15 protein-coding genes and 1 pseudogene are annotated in these 18455 nt (G+C 64.5%); 6 read left to right on the forward strand and 10 right to left on the reverse strand.

The features are described from left to right. Positions 1-136: 136 nt before the first annotated feature. The 3 genes and pseudogenes from EJ072_RS11915 to EJ072_RS11925 form a co-directional block, all read right to left on the reverse strand. A pseudogene (locus EJ072_RS11915) lies at positions 137-3622 on the reverse strand (indolepyruvate ferredoxin oxidoreductase family protein); the annotation flags it as partial. A gap of 184 nt (positions 3623-3806) precedes the next feature. After that, the gene (locus EJ072_RS11920) at positions 3807-4337 is read right to left on the reverse strand and encodes a hypothetical protein (protein WP_126079870.1); all 531 of its coding nucleotides are present in this window, start codon (positions 4335-4337) and stop codon (positions 3807-3809) included. Next, positions 4330-4938 (reverse strand): CGNR zinc finger domain-containing protein, encoded by a 609-nt coding sequence (locus EJ072_RS11925; protein ID WP_126079871.1) that lies wholly within the window; start codon positions 4936-4938, stop codon positions 4330-4332. The genes EJ072_RS11920 and EJ072_RS11925 overlap by 8 nt, the downstream gene beginning before the upstream one ends. 192 nt (positions 4939-5130) lie before the next feature. Here EJ072_RS11925 and EJ072_RS11930 point away from each other — a divergent pair, with 192 nt between their 5' ends. From EJ072_RS11930 to EJ072_RS11945, 4 genes are all read left to right on the forward strand, one after another. Next, positions 5131-6036 carry a branched-chain amino acid ABC transporter permease gene (locus tag EJ072_RS11930; protein ID WP_126079872.1) on the forward strand — a complete coding sequence of 302 codons (906 nt, stop codon included), beginning with the start codon at positions 5131-5133 and terminating at the stop codon, positions 6034-6036. Positions 6037-6324: 288 nt separating this feature from the next. Further along, complete coding sequence (locus tag EJ072_RS11935) at positions 6325-6930, forward strand: TRAP transporter small permease subunit (protein WP_126079873.1); 606 nt, start codon at positions 6325-6327, stop codon at positions 6928-6930. Then, positions 6927-8717: a TRAP transporter large permease subunit gene (locus EJ072_RS11940; RefSeq protein WP_189343296.1), complete on the forward strand. Its 1791-nt coding sequence runs from the start codon at positions 6927-6929 to the stop codon at positions 8715-8717. Before EJ072_RS11935 ends, EJ072_RS11940 begins: the two co-directional genes overlap by 4 nt. Positions 8718-8729: 12 nt before the next feature. Next, positions 8730-9758, forward strand: coding sequence for a zinc-dependent alcohol dehydrogenase family protein (locus EJ072_RS11945; RefSeq protein ID WP_126079874.1), 1029 nt, complete (start codon positions 8730-8732; stop codon positions 9756-9758). Between the two features lie 165 nt (positions 9759-9923). Here the strand turns inward: EJ072_RS11945 and EJ072_RS11950 are convergent, their stop codons facing one another. Next, a complete protein-coding gene (locus EJ072_RS11950) occupies positions 9924-11033 on the reverse strand; it encodes a TRAP transporter substrate-binding protein (RefSeq protein WP_126079875.1) in 1110 nt (369 codons plus the stop codon). A 264-nt stretch (positions 11034-11297) separates the two neighbouring features. Between EJ072_RS11950 and EJ072_RS11955 the strand changes: the two genes are divergently transcribed. After that, the gene (locus tag EJ072_RS11955; RefSeq protein ID WP_126079876.1) at positions 11298-12071 is read left to right on the forward strand and encodes a gamma-glutamyl-gamma-aminobutyrate hydrolase family protein; all 774 of its coding nucleotides are present in this window, start codon (positions 11298-11300) and stop codon (positions 12069-12071) included. Between the two features lie 38 nt (positions 12072-12109). Here the strand turns inward: EJ072_RS11955 and EJ072_RS11960 are convergent, their stop codons facing one another. The 5 genes from EJ072_RS11960 to EJ072_RS11980 form a co-directional block, all read right to left on the reverse strand. Next, complete coding sequence (locus EJ072_RS11960; RefSeq protein ID WP_126079877.1) at positions 12110-12781, reverse strand: outer membrane protein; 672 nt, start codon at positions 12779-12781, stop codon at positions 12110-12112. A gap of 331 nt (positions 12782-13112) precedes the next feature. After that, complete coding sequence (locus tag EJ072_RS11965) at positions 13113-14096, reverse strand: 2-hydroxyacid dehydrogenase (protein WP_126079878.1); 984 nt, start codon at positions 14094-14096, stop codon at positions 13113-13115. After that, on the reverse strand, positions 14093-15115 hold the full coding sequence (locus tag EJ072_RS11970; RefSeq protein ID WP_042645188.1) for a LacI family DNA-binding transcriptional regulator: 1023 nt from the start codon (positions 15113-15115) through the stop codon (positions 14093-14095). Before EJ072_RS11970 ends, EJ072_RS11965 begins: the two co-directional genes overlap by 4 nt. A gap of 66 nt (positions 15116-15181) precedes the next feature. Continuing rightward, on the reverse strand, positions 15182-16066 hold the full coding sequence (locus tag EJ072_RS11975; protein ID WP_189343351.1) for a DMT family transporter: 885 nt from the start codon (positions 16064-16066) through the stop codon (positions 15182-15184). A gap of 420 nt (positions 16067-16486) precedes the next feature. Continuing rightward, complete coding sequence (locus tag EJ072_RS11980) at positions 16487-16894, reverse strand: DUF2000 family protein (protein ID WP_126079880.1); 408 nt, start codon at positions 16892-16894, stop codon at positions 16487-16489. Between the two features lie 45 nt (positions 16895-16939). Between EJ072_RS11980 and EJ072_RS11985 the strand changes: the two genes are divergently transcribed. After that, positions 16940-17803: an AraC family transcriptional regulator gene (locus EJ072_RS11985; protein ID WP_126079881.1), complete on the forward strand. Its 864-nt coding sequence runs from the start codon at positions 16940-16942 to the stop codon at positions 17801-17803. Between the two features lie 168 nt (positions 17804-17971). On the opposite strand, the gene EJ072_RS11990 is transcribed toward EJ072_RS11985, so the two are convergent. Continuing rightward, entirely contained in the window at positions 17972-18445 is a 474-nt protein-coding gene (locus EJ072_RS11990) for a MarR family transcriptional regulator (protein WP_126079882.1), read from the reverse strand. Positions 18446-18455: the final 10 nt, after the last annotated feature.

Below are 18455 nucleotides of genomic sequence, written 5' to 3' on the forward strand. Positions count from 1 at the left end.
CGCTACGCCTTGTCATGCCACACCCGCCTTAAGAAAGGCTTAGAACGGCGTTCAACCCCGGTTGCGGAGGGTTGCAGCAGGCGGGACAGTCCAGGGAATCCGGGGGTTCTGGCGCGCCGTCAATGCGCCGGCGCGGTCACTCGGCGGCGCGAAGCGTCGGCTCCGCCGGAGCCTGGGCCAGACGCTCGATCAAGCGCGAGCGCTCGCCCGCCGCCTTCGCGGCGCTGGCCTGCCGGACATGGCCGTAGCCGCGGATCAATGCCGGCACGGAGGCCAGGGCGGTCGCGGCCTCCACCCTGCCCGGCGCCAGCGCGCCGGCGATGAGGTCGAGATCGGCTTCGTATTCCCTCAACGCTTGCCGCTCCATGCGCCGCTCGGCCGTGTAGCCGAAGAGGTCGAAGGCGGTGCCGCGCAGGCCCTTCATCGCCGCCAGCAGTCGAAAGCCCTTCATCATCCACTGGCCGAAGCTCGATTTCCTGGGCTTGCCGTCATTGCCGCGGCGGCCGAGGATCGGCGGCGCGAGATGGAATTCAAGCCTCTCGTAGCTCTGGAACTGCTTGGCGAGGTCGGCGGCGAAAGTGCCGTCGGTGTAGAGCCGCGCCACCTCATACTCGTCCTTGATCGCCATCAGCTTGAAGAGGTTTTTCGCCGCCGCTTCAGTCACCACCGTCGAGCCTGGAATCGCCTTCGCCTCGGCGGCGCGCAACGTCGCCACGCGGTCGGCGTAGCGCCTGGCGTAGGCGGCGTTCTGGTAGGCGGTGAGGAAGGCGACCCGGCGGGCGATGACATCGTCCAGCGTCTCGGCCAGTTTGGGCGCAGGCCTGCCGGTCTGAGCGACCAGGCCACGTACGAAGTCGGGCTGATGCGCGGCGCGGCGGCCCCAGCGGAAAGCGGCGATATTCATCGCCACCGCTTCGCCGTTCAATTCTATCGCCTTTTCAACGGCTTCAGCCGAAAGCGGCAGGCCGCCATGCTGGAAGGCGAAGCCAAGCATGAACATGTTGGCGCCGAGCGAATTGCCGAACAGAGCGGTCGCCGTGCGGGTGGCGTCGAAGAAATGCGCCTTGTCGTCGCCGGCAGCGGCCCGGATCGCCTTCTTCAGCCGCTCGACCGGCAGCGAGAAGTCCGCCGAACGGGTGAATTCGCCGGGCATGATCTCGGCGGTGTTGGCGAGGAAGATCGTGTGGCCCTCGCGCACCGCGCCCAGCACCTTCTTGGCGCCGGAGACGACGAGGTCGCAGCCGAGCACAAGGTCGGCCTTGCCGGCCGAGACGCGAATGGCGTGGATGTCCTCGGGTGTCGGGGCGATGCGGACATGAGTGAAGACCGAGCCGCCCTTCTGGGCGAGGCCCGCCATATCGATCATGCCGCAACCCTTGCCTTCCAGATGCGCGGCCATGCCGAGCACCGCGCCGACGGTGACGACGCCGGTGCCGCCGACGCCGTCGATGATCGCCGCCCAGCCCTGGTTGCCCATGCGGAATTCGGCCGGCGCCGGCACGCCGTCCAGCGGATCGGCCCTGCCGGCAGTGCCTTCGGCCTTCCTGATCTTGCCGCCATGCACGGTGACGAAAGACGGGCAGAAACCGTTGAGGCAGGAAAAATCCTTGTTGCAGCTCGACTGGTCGATGCGGCGCTTGCGGCCGAATTCGGTCTCGACCGGCTGGATCGAGACGCAGTTGGACTGTACGCCGCAATCGCCGCAGCCTTCGCAGACCAGCTCGTTGATGAAGACGCGTTTGTCCGGATCGGGGAAGGTGCCGCGCTTGCGTCGGCGGCGCTTTTCGGCGGCGCAGGTCTGATCGTAGAGCAGCACCGAAACGCCTTTCACCTCGCGCAATTCGCGCTGGACGAGATCGAGATCGTCGCGATGGTGGATGGTTATGCCGGCCGGGAAATCGGCCTTGCCGGCATATTTGCCAGGCTCGTCCGTGACAACGGCGATGCGCTCGACGCCCTCGGCGCGCACTTGCCTGGCGATCATGTCGACGGTCAGGCCGCCCTCATGCGGCTGGCCGCCGGTCATGGCGACGGCATCGTTGTAGAGGATCTTGTAGGTGATGTTGGCGTCGGAGGACAGCGCGAAGCGGATCGCCAGCACGCCGGAGTGGTTGTAGGTGCCGTCGCCGAGATTCTGGAAGATGTGGTCGCGCTTGGAGAACGGCGCCTGTCCGACCCATTGCGCGCCCTCGCCTCCCATGGCGGTGAAGCCGACGGTGTTCCTGTCCATCCACAGCGCCATGAAGTGGCAGCCGATGCCGGCGGCGGCCAGCGAGCCGTCCGGCACCTTGGTCGAGGAATTATGCGGGCAGCCCGAGCAGAAGAAAGGCGTGCGCGAGCCGATATCGAGCGTGTCGGCGAGCATCGCCTGGAACTGGCGCAGCTTCGCCACCCGCGCTGCGATCTCTTCCGAGGAGCCGATGGTGCGCAGGATCCGTTCGCCGAGCGCAATCGCGATCTCGTTCGGATCGAGCGCACCCTTGGCCGGAAACAGCCAGTCACCGCGCTCGTCCTTCTTGCCGACGATCACCGGCTGGGTGGCGGTGCCGTAGAGGTTCTCGCGCAGCTGCACCTCGATCAGCGAGCGCTTCTCCTCGACGACGACGATGGTGTCGAGGCCGCGGGCGAAGTCGGCGATGTGCTGGAAATCCAACGGCCACGGACAGCCGACCTTGAACAGGCGGATGCCGATGCGGTTGGCGGCCGCTTCGTCGATGCCGATATCCTCCAGCGCTTGGCGGACGTCGAGATAGCTCTTGCCGATGGTGATGACGCCGAGCTTGGGATTGCGGCCGCCGGAATAGACGATGCGGTTCAGCCCATTGGCCTGGATGAAGGCCGAGGCGGCGGCGCGCTTGTACTCGTGCAGCCGCTCTTCCTGGCCGAGCATGTCGATCTCGTGGCGGATGTTCAAGCCGCCCGGCGGCATGTCGAATTCGGGAATGACGATGCCCAGACGCTCGATCGAGGCGTCGACCGAGGCCGTCGATTCGATATTGTCCTTGACGCATTTGATCGCCGCCCAGGTGCCGGCGAAGCGCGACATGGCAAAGCCGTAAAGGCCGTAGTCGATGATCTCCTGCACGCCGGCCGGATTGAGGATCGGCACCATGGTGTCGACGAAGAGGAATTCGGTGGCATGCGCGTTGGTCGAGGATTCGGCCATGTGGTCGTCGCCCATCAGGGCAAGCACGCCGCCATGCTTGGAGGAGCCGGCAAGATTGGCGTGGCGGAAGACGTCGCCGGACCGGTCGACCCCCGGGCCCTTGCCGTACCAGACCGAAAAAACGCCATCATGCGTGCCCTCGCCCAGCAATTCGGTCTGCTGCGAGCCCCAGCAGGCGGTGGCGGCGAGTTCCTCGTTGAGGCCCGGCTGAAAGACGATGTCGGCTTGCGCAAGCTGCTTCTTCGCCCGCCACAGCTGCATGTCGAGGCCGCCCAGGGGCGAGCCGCGATAGCCGGAAACGAAGCCCGCCGTGTTGAGGCCCGCGCGGCGGTCGCGCTCGCGCTGCATCAGAAGCATGCGCACGACGGCTTGCGCACCCGATAGGAAGACGCGCTCCTTGCCAAGGTCGAACTTGTCGTCGAGCGCGACGTCGTGCAGCGTCATCAGGTATTTCCTCTGCGGAGGCGCCTCAAATCAGGCAGCCAACGTCGGAGTGGGACGTCGCAGTCTTTCGTCCCTAGGCGGTGAGGTCAAACAAAATCACAGAGGCCAGATAACACGCAACAAGCGGTCTGGCGAGTGGCCGGTGGCGCATGCAAGATCATGCTAACCGCTTTGTGAGGAACAAAAATTTCGTGGCTCAAGTCGCTTTGGAGCAATCCGGCTTCTGGGCATCGGGCAGCTTGCCGTCAGGATGGCCGGCAAGGTCCGGGTTGAGCTCGTATTTCGGCCCGATCACCAGTGGCCGGTCCGGCAGCATCGTCTGGTCCTCGGACGAGGTCATCGTGGTATCGATGCTCTGCAGCAGCGTGCCGCTCGCATCCTCGATGCGGATCGAGACGGAATAGGGTTTATCTTTGACCACGCAGGTGAGCGGCGGGCTGGTGAGCGTGATGTGCGGCAGCTTCGGCCAGATCTTCTGGTTGACGATGAGCGGGTCGCCGCCGGCCGGATTCTGGAAGCTCACCACCGCGACCTGACCGTCGACCATCGGCCGCAGCGGCTTCAGCGTGATGACATAGGTGGCGATGGCCAGCCGGTAGTTGAACTCGAACAGTTTTCCCGAGATGGCGAAAAGCTGGTCCTTGCCGGTGTCGCGGCAGGCGCCGAGCGCGACTGCGGCGACCAGGGCGGCGCCGATCAAAGCTGAACGCGACAGTTTGCTAAGCATTGGGAACCTCCCTCGCCGCCGAGCGGCGGCGGTAATAGCGGTTTGCCTTCTGGCGATTGCCGCAGACAGCCATATCGCACCACAACCGGCTGGCGTTGCGGCTGCGGTCGACGAACAGCCAGCTGCAATTGGGGCAGATCCTCAGCCTTGCCACCGTTTCGTCGCGCAGCAGCGACAGCGCCGAGACGGCCAAAGCCGCCTCGAAGGCGATCGGCGTTCGCGGGTCGCCGAAAGGCTGGCCAGGCGTTCCGATCTCGGTCGCGCTGCCGGACAGCCCGCTGGCGCAGGCCATGAGCAAATCCGGCAGGTGGCTGGTCGCCACCGCGCCATTCGATACGGCATGGCGAAATAGGCGATCGGTCGCTTCGCGGATCGAGATGACGGTCGGTTTGATCTCACCCGGCTCCGGCGCCCGCAGCCGCCGGCCGCCGAGCTCGGCCGCGCGGAAGCCGCTGGCCGCCTCGGCAAAGCGGGCGATCTCGGCCGGGTCGTCGAAACGGTCGAAGGACTTTTGCGGATCGTTGCGCAGCACCACGGTGTTCGCCGTATCGAGCGCAAGGATGCCGCCGGTGAAGCGGTGCGGGGTCCAGGATACCGTCATGATCAAAATCTAACCTATAAAACGTGTTTGACAAGTTAGATTCCGAGTGCAAGTTTCCGAGTGGGCCGGATTATCCGGCCCGCGCATGATACCAAAATCGGAACGATTTTTGGAAAGGGTCATGCGCAATATCAAAGTGCTACAGCGTCCTTTGCGCGCCGGATGGGCGCGCGGCGCTGTAGGGGATGCCGCATGCTCTATTTCTTCCAGCAGGTGCTGAACGGGCTGCATTCAGGCGCGCTCTACGCGCTGCTCGCCTTCGGCTATGTGCTGACCAACGGCATCCTGCACCGCACCAACCTGGCCTACGGCGCGCTGTTCGCCTTTTGCGGCCAGACGATGATCCTGACCGCCGCCTTCGGCTATCAGGCGCTGTGGCTGACGCTCGCCGCCGCGGTGGCGCTCGGCGTCGCCGCGGCCCTGCTCTACGCCGCGCTGATCAGCCACGTCCTGTCGCGCAGCGTGTTCGAGAGGCTCGCCGACCGCTCGCCCAACGCCATCGTGGTGACGACGCTCGGCATCTTGATTTTCCTGTCGGAGGCGAGCCGCATCGCCGCCGACACGCATGATCTCTGGCTGCCGCCGATGCTCGCCGATCCCGTCGTCTTCGCCGAAGGTGAAGGGTTCAAGGTCACGCTTACCGTCATCCAGCTGCTCGACTGCGCGGGGGTCGTCGCGCTGGTGGCGCTGGCGGCCTGGCTGTTCTCGCATTCGCGCTTCGGCCGCGCCTGGCGTGCCGTCTCCGACGATCCGAAAGCAGCGGCGATGTGCGGGATCGATGTGCGCGCGGTGTTCCGCCGCGCCGTGCTGTTCGGCGGTTTCTGCGCGGCCCTGGCCGGGGTGCTTGCCGGCCTCTACTACGGCAATATCTCCTTCGGCACCGGGCTGGTCTACGGCCTGAAGATCCTGTTCGTGACAGCGGTCGGCGGCTACCTGTCGCCGCTTCGGGCGGCCCTTGGCGCCGCGGCCTTCGGCATGGCTGAATCGCTCTGGGCCGGCTACTTCCCGCTCGAATGGCGCGACGCCTGGATCTATCTCTTCCTCGTCGCCATGCTGGTGCTGATCGGCGCCGGGCGCGACCAGGCCAAGATCGCCTAAAGCGCGTCGCGATCTTTCAGATTCGCTTCATCCGCTTTACGTTTTGGATTTAGCATGTCCTTATCCCGAAACCGGTTCCCACTTTCGGGAGACATGCTTCAAGCATCCCAGACTTTGGTTGCATGACGCATCGTCAGGCGGCGGCATTCCGCCTCTGCGCGGCTTATCGATCTGCTCGGCGCGGCTTTGCCATGTTGACCTGCCGGACCACGCACTGCATACCGTTGGGCCAGGCGACGCGACACCGGAGGGGGAATCGGGCGCGCCGCATTGTGAGGGAGGATATGCATGGCAGGGCTTCTCGCTCTATCCAGGACGATCGACCGCATCAACGAGTTCATCGGCCGCTGGGTTTCTTGGCTGATCCTGCTTGCGATCCTCGTGAGCGCCGGCAATGCCGTCATCCGCAAGGTGTTCGACACCTCGTCCAATGCCTGGCTGGAACTGCAGTGGTATCTGTTCGGCGCCGCCTTCATGCTGGCCGCGGCCTACACGCTGAAGCAGAACGACCATATCCGCATCGACATCGTCTACGGCATGTTCTCGCGGCGCGTGCAGCACTGGATCGACCTGCTCGGCCACCTGTTCTTCCTGATGCCTTTCGTCGTGCTGATGGTGGTCTATTTCGTGCCTTATGTGTCGCTGTCCTTCCACAGCGGCGAGATGTCGACCAATGCCGGCGGCCTGATCGTCTGGCCGGCCAAGGCCATCCTGCTCGTCGGCTTCTTCCTGCTGGCCCTGCAAGGCGTTTCCGAGATCATCAAGAAGATCGCCATCATGCGCGGCGACATGGACGATCCCAATCCCTTCATATCGGCGCATGAGCAGGCCAGGCTCGAGGCGGAGGCGCTGGCCGAGGAAGCCAAAGCCATCGCCGGCGAGGTCCGCCCATGATCGAGTTCATCGCGCAGAACATGGCGCCGATCATGTTCGCCTCGCTGATCATCTTCCTTTTGATCGGCTACCCCGTCGCCTTCTCGCTCGCCGCCAACGGCCTGCTGTTCTTCTTCATCGGCGTGCTGGTCTCGCCCTATTCCGGCGGGTCGATCAACCTCGCCTGGCCGCTGCTGCATGCGCTGCCGGACAATTTCTACGGCACCAGGGTGATGTCCAACGACACGCTGCTGGCGATACCGTTCTTCACCTTCATGGGCATCGTGCTCGAACGATCCGGCATGGCCGAGGACCTTCTCGACACGATCGGCCAGCTGTTCGGGCCGATCCGCGGCGGCCTTGCCTATGCGGTCATCTTCGTCGGCGCGCTGTTGGCCGCAACCACCGGCGTGGTGGCGGCCTCGGTCATCGCCATGGGGCTGATCTCCCTGCCGATCATGTTGCGCTACGGCTATGACCGCAGGGTCGCCTCCGGCGTCATCGCGGCTTCCGGCACGCTCGCGCAGATCATCCCGCCCTCGCTGGTGCTGATCGTGCTCGCCGACCAGCTCGGCCGCTCGGTCGGCGACATGTATGCCGGCGCGTTGATCCCGGGCATCGTGCTGACCGGTATCTACATGCTCTACATCCTGATCATTTCGATCGTCCGGCCGAACTCGATGCCGGCGCTGCCGCTCGAAGCCCGAACGCTCGGCCGCGGCGTGCTGTCGCTGATCGTGGCGCTTCTGGTTACCGGTGCGATCTCCTATGGCGCCTATCGCTATCTTGCACCGACACAGGGCGACAATGCCGACATCCTCGGCTTCGCCGTCGGGGTCATCGTCATCTATGTCGCCGCCATCGTCGACCAGCGGCTGCGCATCAACATGATGTCCAAGCTGGCGCAGCAGGTGGTAATCGTGCTGATCCCGCCGCTGGCGCTGATCTTCCTGGTGCTGGGCACGATCTTCCTCGGCATCGCCACGCCGACCGAGGGCGGCGCCATGGGTTCGGTCGGAGCATTGATCATGGCGGCGGCCAAGGGGCGGCTGTCGCTCGACGTCGTCAAACAGGCGCTCGCCTCGACGACCAGGCTTTCCTCCTTCGTGCTGTTCATCCTGATCGGCGCGCGCGTCTTCTCGCTGACCTTCTACGGCGTCAACGGCCACATCTGGGTCGAGCATCTGTTGATCTCGCTGCCCGGCGGCGAGACGGGCTTCCTGATCGGCGTCAACATCCTGGTCTTCGTGCTTGCCTTCTTCCTCGATTTTTTCGAGCTCGCCTTCATCATCGTGCCGCTGCTGGCGCCCGCCGCCGACAAGCTCGGCATCGACCTGATCTGGTTCGGCGTGCTGCTCGGCGTCAACATGCAGACCAGCTTCATGCATCCGCCATTCGGCTTCGCGCTGTTCTACCTGCGCTCGGTCGCGGCCCGCGTGCCTTACCTGGACAGGATCACCGGAAAGCAGATCGCGCCAGTCTCTACCGGGCAGATCTATTGGGGCGCCGTGCCGTTCGTCTGCATCCAGGTGATCATGATCGGGCTCACCATCGCCTTCCCGCAGATGGTCATGCGCTACAAGGGAGCGGCGGTGGAGCCCAGCACGATAGACCTGAAGCTGCCCGACATGCCCTCGCTGTCGCCGCTCGGCACGCCACCCACCAATAACGGCGCGGCGCCCGCCAATGGCGGCGCGCCGGCGGCGCCAGGCACGCCCGACCTGTCGCAGCCACCGAGCTTCGGCGAAGCGCCGGCCAAACCGGCGGCGCCGGCACCCGACCTCTCGCAGCCACCCAAATTCAACTGAGGCGAGCGGACCATGAGAGCCGTGCGGCTGGAGGCGGTAGGCAAGATCGCGCTGCGCGAGGTCCCCAAACCCTTTCCCGGGCCCGAGCACGTTCTCGTGCGCATCGAAGCCTGCGGCGTCTGCGGCACCGACCGGCACCTTTTCCACGGCGAGTTCCCCTGCACGCCGCCGGTGACGCTCGGCCATGAATTCTCCGGCATTGTCGAAGCCGTCGGCGCGGCAGTGTCCGGCATTGCGATCGGCGACCGCGTCACCGGCGATCCCAACATCGCCTGCGGACGCTGCGCCCACTGCCATGCCGGCCGCGTCAATCTCTGCAGCAATCTCAGCGCCATCGGCATCCATCGCGACGGCGGCTTCGCCGACTATGTGCTGATGCCGCACAGGCAGGCGTTCCGGCTACCCCCGAACCTAAGACCGACGCATGGCGCCTTCTGCGAGCCGCTGGCCTGCTGCCTGCACGGCGTCGACCTGGCAGCGATCCGGCCGGGCGCGTCGGTCGTGGTGCTCGGCGGCGGCGTCATCGGCCTGCTCGTCGTGCAACTGGCGAAGCTCGCCGGTGCTGCGACCATCATCCTGTCGACCAGGCAGGCCTCGCGCCGCGCGCTTGCCGAGGAGCTCGGCGCGACGGCAACGGTGGATCCAAGCGCCGGCGATCCGGTCGCAGCCATCGCCGGCCCGAATGGCCTGGCGCCCGGCGGCGTCGACATGGTGCTGGAGTGCGCTGGCGTGCGCGACACGGTCGAACAGTCGATGCGGATTGCCAAAGCCGGCGGCACGGTCGTGATCGTCGGCGTGGTGCCGCAAGGCATGAAGGTGGAGATCGAGCCGTTCGATCTTTTGTTTCGCGAATTGAAGGTGCTCGGCTCCTTCCTCAACCCGTTCACGCATGGCCGGGCGGCGCAGTTGATTGCCTCCGGGGCGATCGAGATCGATAGGCTGATCTCAAGGCAGGTCAGCTTGGAAGAGGCTCCAGACGTCATCGCCAATCCGCCGGCGCCGGGCGAGGTCAAGGTGCTGGTGGTGCCGGGACGAGGCTGAGACGCAGTTCTCCCTTCTCCCCTTGTGGGAGAAGGTGTCGCCGAAGGCGACGGATGAGGGGTGCTCCAGCTTGGCGCGGACGGCACTCCGTCCAACACCCCTCATCCGTCTCGGCGCTGCGCGCCGATCCACCTTCTCCCACAAGGGGAGAAGGTAAGGGCAAGCCTACAGCTTGCCGTTGCGCTGCTGCACCATCATGAAGGTGTCGTAATTATATTCGGCGACCTGGGCCCAGAGATAGTGCTCCTTGCGGAAGCCCTTGATCGATTCCCAGATCTTCTTGAACGGCGCGTTGTTGGCTTCCATTTCGGCATAGACTTCGTTGGCCTTTTCGAAGCAGGCCGCCAGGATTTCCTGGCTGAAAGGCGCCAGCTTGGCGCCGCCGGCCACCAGCCGCTTCACCGCCGCCGGATTGAGGAAGTCGTATTTCTGCAGCATGTTGGCGTCCGCCGCCTGGGCGGCGGTGTGCACCAGCGACTTGTAGGCCGGCGACAGCTCTTCGTATTTGGCCTTGTTGAAGAGCAGGTGCACGGTCGGGCCGCCTTCCCACCAGCCGGGATAGTAGTAATAGGGCGCGACCTTGTAGAAGCCGAGCTTCTCGTCGTCATAGGGGCCGACCCATTCGGCCGCATCGATCGTGCCCTTTTCCAGCGCCGGGTAGATGTCGCCGCCGGCGATCTGCTGCGGCACGACTCCGAGCTTCTGCACGACCTTGCCGGCAAAACCGCCGATGCGCATCTTCAGGCCGGACAGGTCGGCGACCGTGTTGATCTGCTTGCGGAACCAGCCGCCCATCTGCACGCCCGTGTTGCCGCCCGGCAGACCGAAAAGGCCCTGCGTGGCCAGGAATTCGTTGAACAGGTCGATGCCGCCGCCATGGTAGTGCCAGGCATTCATGCCGCGCGCATTGAGCGAGAACGGCACGGCCGCGCCCAGCGCCCAGGTGGGATCCTTGCCCCAGTAATAGTATGCCACCGTATGACAGGCTTCGACCGTGCCGGCTGCGGTGGCGTCCGCCGCCTGCAGACCGGGCACCAGTTCGCCGGAGGCGAAGACCTGGACCTGGAAATTGCCATCGGTCGCTTCCGACAGCATTTTCGAGAAGACCTCGGCGCCGCCATAGATCGTGTCGAGCGACTTGGGGAAGGACGACGCAAGCCGCCAGGTCACTTTCGGGTTGGACTGGGCGATGGCCGGCGCGGCGAGCGCCGCGGCCGCTGCGGCGGCACCAACGCCGGAGGCACCGGCCTTGCGGATGAATGAACGACGATCCATTAAGTTTCCTCCCTTGCGGATCAGCTGACCGATGCCGGGACATTCTCGGTGCCCGGACCGGTTGTCGAGAACCATACACGGGCAAGAAGTCGAGTCCAGCGCCGCGACCCAGCTAGCGGCCATTCGGCCGCCATCTGCAACTATAGTCTAACGCTCACTTCCCTGGCCCATGCGAGGCGGCCAAACTTGCCATGGAAAAGCCGCGTCGGATCGCTTATTTTATAGGCAGAACAATTCCTTGGCCTGATGGAAACCAAACTCAAAATGCAGCAACCGCTCGTCGCCGTCTCAACCGACGTCCGCCAGTTCGACAACTACAGCTGGCACGCCGCGCCCCAGCAGTATCTGGAAGCGGCTGTGGCCGGCGCCGGCGTGTTCCCGCTGCTGGTGCCGTCCTTCGGCGACCGGCTCGACCTCGACGAATTGCTGTCGGCAGTCGACGGCGTCATGCTGACGGGTTCGAAATCCAATGTGCATCCCTCGCTTTATGACGGCGACCCGAGCGAGGCCAACGGTCCCTACGATCAGGCGCGCGATGCCACGACGCTGCCGCTGATCCGCAAGGCGCTCGAGCGCGGCGTGCCGGTGCTTGCGATCTGCCGCGGCATCCAGGAGCTGAACGTGGCGCTGGGCGGCACGCTGGGCACCGAAATCCAGGAGCGCGAAGGCTCGCTCGACCATCGCGCGCCGGTGAGCGACAATCAGGACGAGCGCTTCGCCATCCATCAGACGGTCTCGATCAAGCCGGGCAGCTGCTTAGCCGGCGTGTTCGGCGCCGGCGACATCAAGGTCAACTCCTTGCATCGGCAGGGGATCGACCGACTCGGCTCGAAACTGCAAATCGAGGCTTTGGCCACCGACGGCACGATCGAAGCGGTTTCCGTCAAGGACGCCCGCGCCTTCGCGGTCGGCGTGCAATGGCACCCCGAATACTGGGTGAAGTCGGACAGCAATTCCGCCAAGATCTTCAAGGCCTTCGGAGATGCCGTGCGGCTGCACGCGGCGGCAAAAGCAGGCGCGCGCGCCGCGGCGGAGTAGATATCGATGTAGCCGCCGCTTGGTGCGAAATTCCGCGATCAGAACTTGTAGCTGACGCCGAAGCGGACAGATTGCGTCGTCACGTGAGTCGGGTAAAGCCACGAGCTATCAGTCGCTGGATTGTCGGTGAACTTCCCGAAATCAGTGTAACGGTACTCGACGCGGGTGGTCCAATTTTGCGCGAAGGCATATTCAACACCTGCGCCCAACGTCCACCCTGCCTTTGTGTGGGATGAACTATCCGCCGTCGGGCCTTCTTCATAGTGGGTTTTGAAATGAGCAACCGCGAGACCGCCGGTTGCGTACAGCAATGCCGGTCCCATCGCATAGCCCAAGCGGGCTCGAAGCGAACCCTGGACATCGATCTTGGTGTCGATCGTGCCGGCAAACACCGAATCGACTGAACCGCTCATTCCGGAGGCTTCGATGTCGGCTTCGCCGCCGAGAACGAACGAACCGTAAGCTTGGTTGTAGCCAAGATGGATACCGCCGAGCACTCCGTTGGATTTCCAGGAGTCGGCCCAATCCGAATTGCCACTCGATATCGACTGATCATGGCTATCGACGTGGCCCCAACCATAGCCTAGTTGGACGCCAACATAGGCGCCGCTCCAGTCATAGATCGCCGGAGCGGCGGAAAGCGCATCCGCGGCAAAAGCGCTACCCGGAAGGGCAGCAAGAATAGCAGAAGCCAACAAAATCGATTTCATGGACCCACCCCGTGTTTCGCGGCAGTGTAGACCGCTTCGATTGCAGCGCAATATAGCCGGGCATCCGGAAGATGCTTTCTTATCTGAAGTTGCACAAAAACCACGCTGGCTCCCGTCTGGTGGCCGGTGGACGCCAATGACACCCGGCAGAGCCAGCCCGTAACCAGCTTCATGCCGCTTCTCCACACTCGATCATGTATGGAGAATGATTTCAAAGCCTTAAGCGGGAGATAATGGGCCGGCTAAAGCATTAACAAATGTGGCGAAGCGCCCGGAACGGTTGAACGTTCCATAGGCTGCGAAAGCCCCCTCAGACGTCCCTGGAATTGTTTTACCCGCGCGCCTTGACGTTGATCGTCTCCGGCACGGGCGTCAGCGGCCGGCGCTCGGTGAACCAGGCGACGAGATTGTCGACGCAAAGATCCGCCATGGCGCGGCGGGTGTGGACGGACGCCGAGCCGACATGCGGCAGAAGCGAGGCATTGGCAGCGTCGAGCAGGGCCCGTGGCACGTTCGGTTCGTCGGCAAAGACGTCGAGCCCCGCGGCGGCGATGGTACCGCTCTTCAGGGCGGCCGCCAGTGCTGTCTCGTCCACCGCCGAGCCACGGCCGATATTGACGAAGACGCCGTTCGAACCCAGCGCCGACAAGATTTCGGCATTGACCGCTTTCTCCGTGGAGGCGCCACCCGGCGCGATGCAGATCAGCGTGTCGACGGCCTCGGCAAGGCCTTTCAAAGTGGCATGATATTCGTAAGGCACGCCTTCGACCCTGCGGCGATTGTGGTAAGCGATCGGCAGGCCGAAGGCTTCAAGGCGGCGGGCGACGGCGCGGCCGATGCGGCCCATGCCGAAAATGCCGACGCTGCGGCCGCGCAAGGTAAGCCGGCTCAGGCGATAATTACCCTTCTTCACCCAGTCGCCGTCGCGCAGCCACTTCTCGGCGGCGTAGAGCTCGCGCACGGTGTTGATCAAAAGACCAATGGCGGTGTCGGCGACCTCCTCGCTCAGGACGTCGGGCGTGTTGGTGACCATGACGCCGCGCTTGGCCGCGTGATTGGCATCCACCGAATCATAGCCGACGCCGAAACTGGCGATGATCTCAAGGTTGGGCAGCGCGTCGATGATCGCCGCGTTGATGCCCGCGTAGGAGGCGATGCCGCGCACAGTGGCGCGCATCTCTTCCGTGACCAGCGAAGGGTCGGCGCGTTCGATGCGCACAAGCTTGAACGCCCTGTCTAGGCGGCTGACGGCATGGTCGTTGAAATCGCCAGGCACCAGGATGGCGACCGGCAATTTTCCTTCTGCAATGGTCATGCACGCTCCACCGGCTTGCCGGTCGACTGCCGCACATGCAGTTCCGGCTTGATCAGTTCCTGCGATGGCCGCACCGCCTGCCCGTTCAATTTGTCGAGCAAGGCGCTCGCGGCGCGGCGGCCGACCTCGCGCTGGCCGTTCCAGACCGTGGTCAGGGCCGGCGTTGCGATTGCCGCCTCCTCAAGATCGTCATAGCCGGTGACCGAGATGTCGACGCCCGGCACGAGGCCGGCCCGCGCGATGCCGTTCATCAACCCGATCGCGACCAGATCGTTCCAGCAGCAGGCGGCGGTGGGCTTGTCCTTCAGCGCCAGAAACTGCCCCGCGGCTTCGAAGCCGGCCTGCTTGGTGCGGGGGCCGGGAATGCGCCAGGACGGCTTCACCTCCAGGCCGGCCGCCTCCATGGCGTTGAGATAGCCCTGGTAACGGTCGCGACCGGTCGAGGTCTGGTCGGTGCCGCCGACCATGGCGATGCGCTTGTGGCCGAGCGAGATCAGATGATTGGTGGCAAGTGCGGTGCCATAGGCATCGTCGCCGCGGAACACCGGCACGTCGGCGCCGGCGACGCTGCGCGCGATCAGCACCGCCGGCAGGCCGTTTTCTTCGGCCATGATGATGTCCTCGGCCGGCGTGCCTATGGCCGGCGACATGATGACGCCGTCGGCGCCGAGCTGCAGCAGCGTGTCGATGAAGGTGCGCTGCTTTTCCAGCTGGTCGTAGTGATTGGACAGGATGAAGGTCTGGCGGCTGCGGTCGAGCTCGCTTTCGATCGAGCGCAGTATCTCGGCGAAGAAGGGGTTCATGATGTCGTGCACGACGACGCCGACGATGCCGGAGCGCGAGGTGCGCAGCGAGGCGGCGCGGCGGTTGTAGATATAGCCGATGGCGCGCGCGTGCTCCTTGATGCGCTCCCGCGTGGCGCCGGCCACCAGCGGGCTGTCGCGCAGCGCCAGCGATACCGTTGCCGTGGAGACGCCGAGCGCATCCGCGATCGTCGAAAGCTTGATCTTCTGTGCCAGCGCCCTTCGCTCCCCAGGGTCTTTAAACTGTTTAAATTCGGCCTTATGCCATCGATCGGGAGCAAATCAAAGTTTTTTCGCCAGCGCCTCGGCCTCGGTGTCGAGCGAGGCGGAGTTGCGCACGCGAAGCCGGTGCTCGCGGTGGATGATATAGAGGCCACTGGCAACGATGATGGCGGCGCCCAGCAAGGTCCAGCGATCGGGGAACTGGTGGAAGATCAGCCAGCCTGAGATGATCATCCACACCATCTGCGAATAGGGGAAAGGCGCCAGCTGCGTCGTGGTCGCCAGGCGATAGGCCCGGACCAGCAGATAGTGGCCGCCGGCGCCGAAGACGCCCAGCATCAGGACGATGAACCATTGAAAGCCGCCGTGCGGCAGCGCGGGCGCAAAGGCAAGCATCGGGGCCAGCAGCACCGACGGCGCCAGCGCCGAGAACAATATCAGGCTCTCCGATGTTTCGGTCGAGGACATACGCCGCGTCATAATGACGTAGAAGGAGTTCGACAGCATCGAGCACAGCGCGAAGAGATGGCCGATGCCGAACACGCCCACGCCGGGCCTGGTGATGATCAGGACACCGACAAAGCCGGTGAGGATCGCCAGCCAGCGCCGCCAGCCGGCCCATTCGCCGAGCAGCGGGCCGGCAAGGGCGGTGATGACCATCGGGCCAAAGAAATAGATCGACGTCGTCTCGGCCAGCTGCAGCGTCTTCAGCGCCAGGATGTTGAACATGGTCGAGCCGAAAAGCATGCAGCCGCGCAATATATGCGCCGGCAGGTTGTTGGCGCGAAAGCGCGCCGGCTCGCGCCAGCCGCGCAGGAAGACGCCGACGAGCAAGACATGGACGGTGAAGCGGGCCCAGGCGACGATCAGCGCCGATACGCCGGCCAGCACCAGATATTTGCTGGAGGTGTCGAGAAAGGTGAAGCAGACATAGACGCAAAGCATCAAAAGCATCGCCGCGGGCGGCGTTGCGCTGTCGTCGTTGTTTTTGGGAATGCTCAAGGTCGGGCCGAAGGGAGGATAGACGTCCCCTTCTGCGGCAATCGCCGCTGGCCGGCAAGCCAAAAGCCCCAACAAGCGCTTTGGACAGGCTTAGAGCGCATCGCCGTCGGCGATTGGCTTGAACGGTTCCTCGCGGTTCGTCATCCACGGGCGGAGCAAGGAGCGAAGCGACGCGCGCAGACCCGAGGATCCATGCCGTTACATCGACGCTCCAGCAACGGTGCAAAATTCTGCTCCGCTGCGAACCTCGGCGAAGGTCACGGCATGGATCCTTGGGTCTTCGCTCCGCTTCGCGTCGCTACGCCCAAGGATGACGAAGTTGGCGAGGTCGCTGCTAATCCCGAACGTTCAAGACGGATAAAATCACCCATGCATGCGGGCGCCCTTGGTGATCTTGTCGACCAGCTTCTTCTCGCCGCGCAAGGCGATGCCGACGACCTTGGCATCGTCCGGGGCGAATTCGGCGAAGACGGCGCGGTTGGCCACGTCGTGGCCGGTCGAAAACATCTCCTCGACATAGGCGGATGTCGTCACGCCGCGCTCCAATGACCGGCGATGGATCGTGCTGAGCGTCACCGCGTCGGCCGAGAGGACGATGACCGGCTGGACCGACATCGGATTGTAGAGGTTGCCGGCACGGTCGCGATACGGCTCGCCGATGATCTCGGGGAATTGCGCGACGATGCCGCTGGTGAGGAAGGCGGTGACGTTGAGCTTCTGCCAGACCGGCAGATCCTCTCTGAGAACAATTGCAATTTTCGTATCGAACACCAAGATTGAGACTCCGGGATGGCCCGCGACGGGCGGAACAGGGCGATGGCGCAGGCTCTAGGCGCAGAAGCGAAGCAAGGTCTTGAACGTTCGTGCGCGGACGCGGCCAATGGCGATCGCATTGTTTCGGCGCCGGGTGGGCTGGGCCTCGAACGCATCGAGGCGCGTTTCCACGGCAACGCCTTCGAGCCGCACCGGCACGACACCTATGCCATCGGCGTGACATTGCACGGCGTGCAGCGCTTCCATTATCGCGACGCGCTGCAACACAGCCTGCCCGGCCAGGCGATCGTGCTGCACCCGGACGAATTACATGATGGCGGCGCCGGCACCGAAGACGGGCTGCGCTACCGGATCCTCTATCTGGAGCCGTCCCTGCTGCTCGATAGCCTCGATGGCGAGCCACTGCCTTTCGTGCGCAACGCCGTGGTCGACGATCCTCACTTGCGGGACACGCTTTTGTCGGCGCTAACCCCACTGGACGAAGAGCTCGATGACCTGTTCGTGGCGGATTTCGTCGCGCAGCTGGCGCAGCATCTGAGACGCCACGCCGGAAAGCCGGCAAAATCAACAGGCAAGACCGCGTGGCGCGCGGCGACACTTGCGCGCGACTATCTTGCGGAGAATGCCGAACGGCCGGTGCGCTCCGATGAGCTCGAGGCCGTTACCGGCCTCGACCGCTATCAGTTATCACGGCATTTTCGCGCTACTTATTCGACCAGCCCGCACCGCTTCCTGTTGATGCGCCGGCTGCAAAGAGCGCGGCGCATGATCGCCGAGGGAGAACCGCTGGCGGAGATCGCCGCCGGAGCCGGCTTCAGCGACCAGAGCCATTTCAACCGGCATTTCAAGAGGGCGTTCGGCCTGACGCCGGGGCGTTGGGCGGCGCTGGTGAGGCGCGACGCGTAGCGTCGTCGCTTAAGGGCAAGGCGTCCGGTAATGGCCTTCAGGCGCGACGCGCAGCGTCGTCGCCCTTTTCACTAAGCCGCCGATGCCTGGGCCCGCGTGGTTGCGCGCCGATGCTGCGCATCGCGCGTCTGTCACCAACGCCGTGCAGTTGAGCGATGACGCTGCGCGTCACGCTTCATCCATCTCCGCGTCGTCGTCCATCAGGACCAGGTCTTCGTTCGACAAATTCGCCTCGATACGGGCGAGCAGCTTGAACAGCGCCTTCTGGTCCTTCTTGTCGAGCCCCTTCAGCGCCTGCTTCTCGGTCTTCTTGACCGATTTCTCGATGGCGCGGATGGTTTCGCGGCCGGACTCGGTGAGGAAGATATGCGCCTGCCGGGCATCGGCGTTGGAGGCGCGCTTTTCCAGGAAACCCTGGGCCTGCAGCCGGTTGATGGTCTTGGTGATGGTCGGCGGACGCACACCGAGCCGGCCGGCGAGGTTGCCGGGGGTCTGGCCATCCTCGCGATCGAGCGCCAGCATGATCTGGTCCTGGCCGGCGTAGAAACCATGCGCCAGAAGCCGCGCCGCGAGCGCCGTTCGGGCCAGCCTCGCCGCCGAATGCAGCCGGCTCATTGTCGCAGTCTTGTCCGCCTTGGCCATGGCCATTCCC

The sequence above is a fragment of the Mesorhizobium sp. M2A.F.Ca.ET.046.03.2.1 genome (genome assembly GCF_003952425.1).
GTDB lineage: Bacteria > Pseudomonadota > Alphaproteobacteria > Rhizobiales > Rhizobiaceae > Mesorhizobium.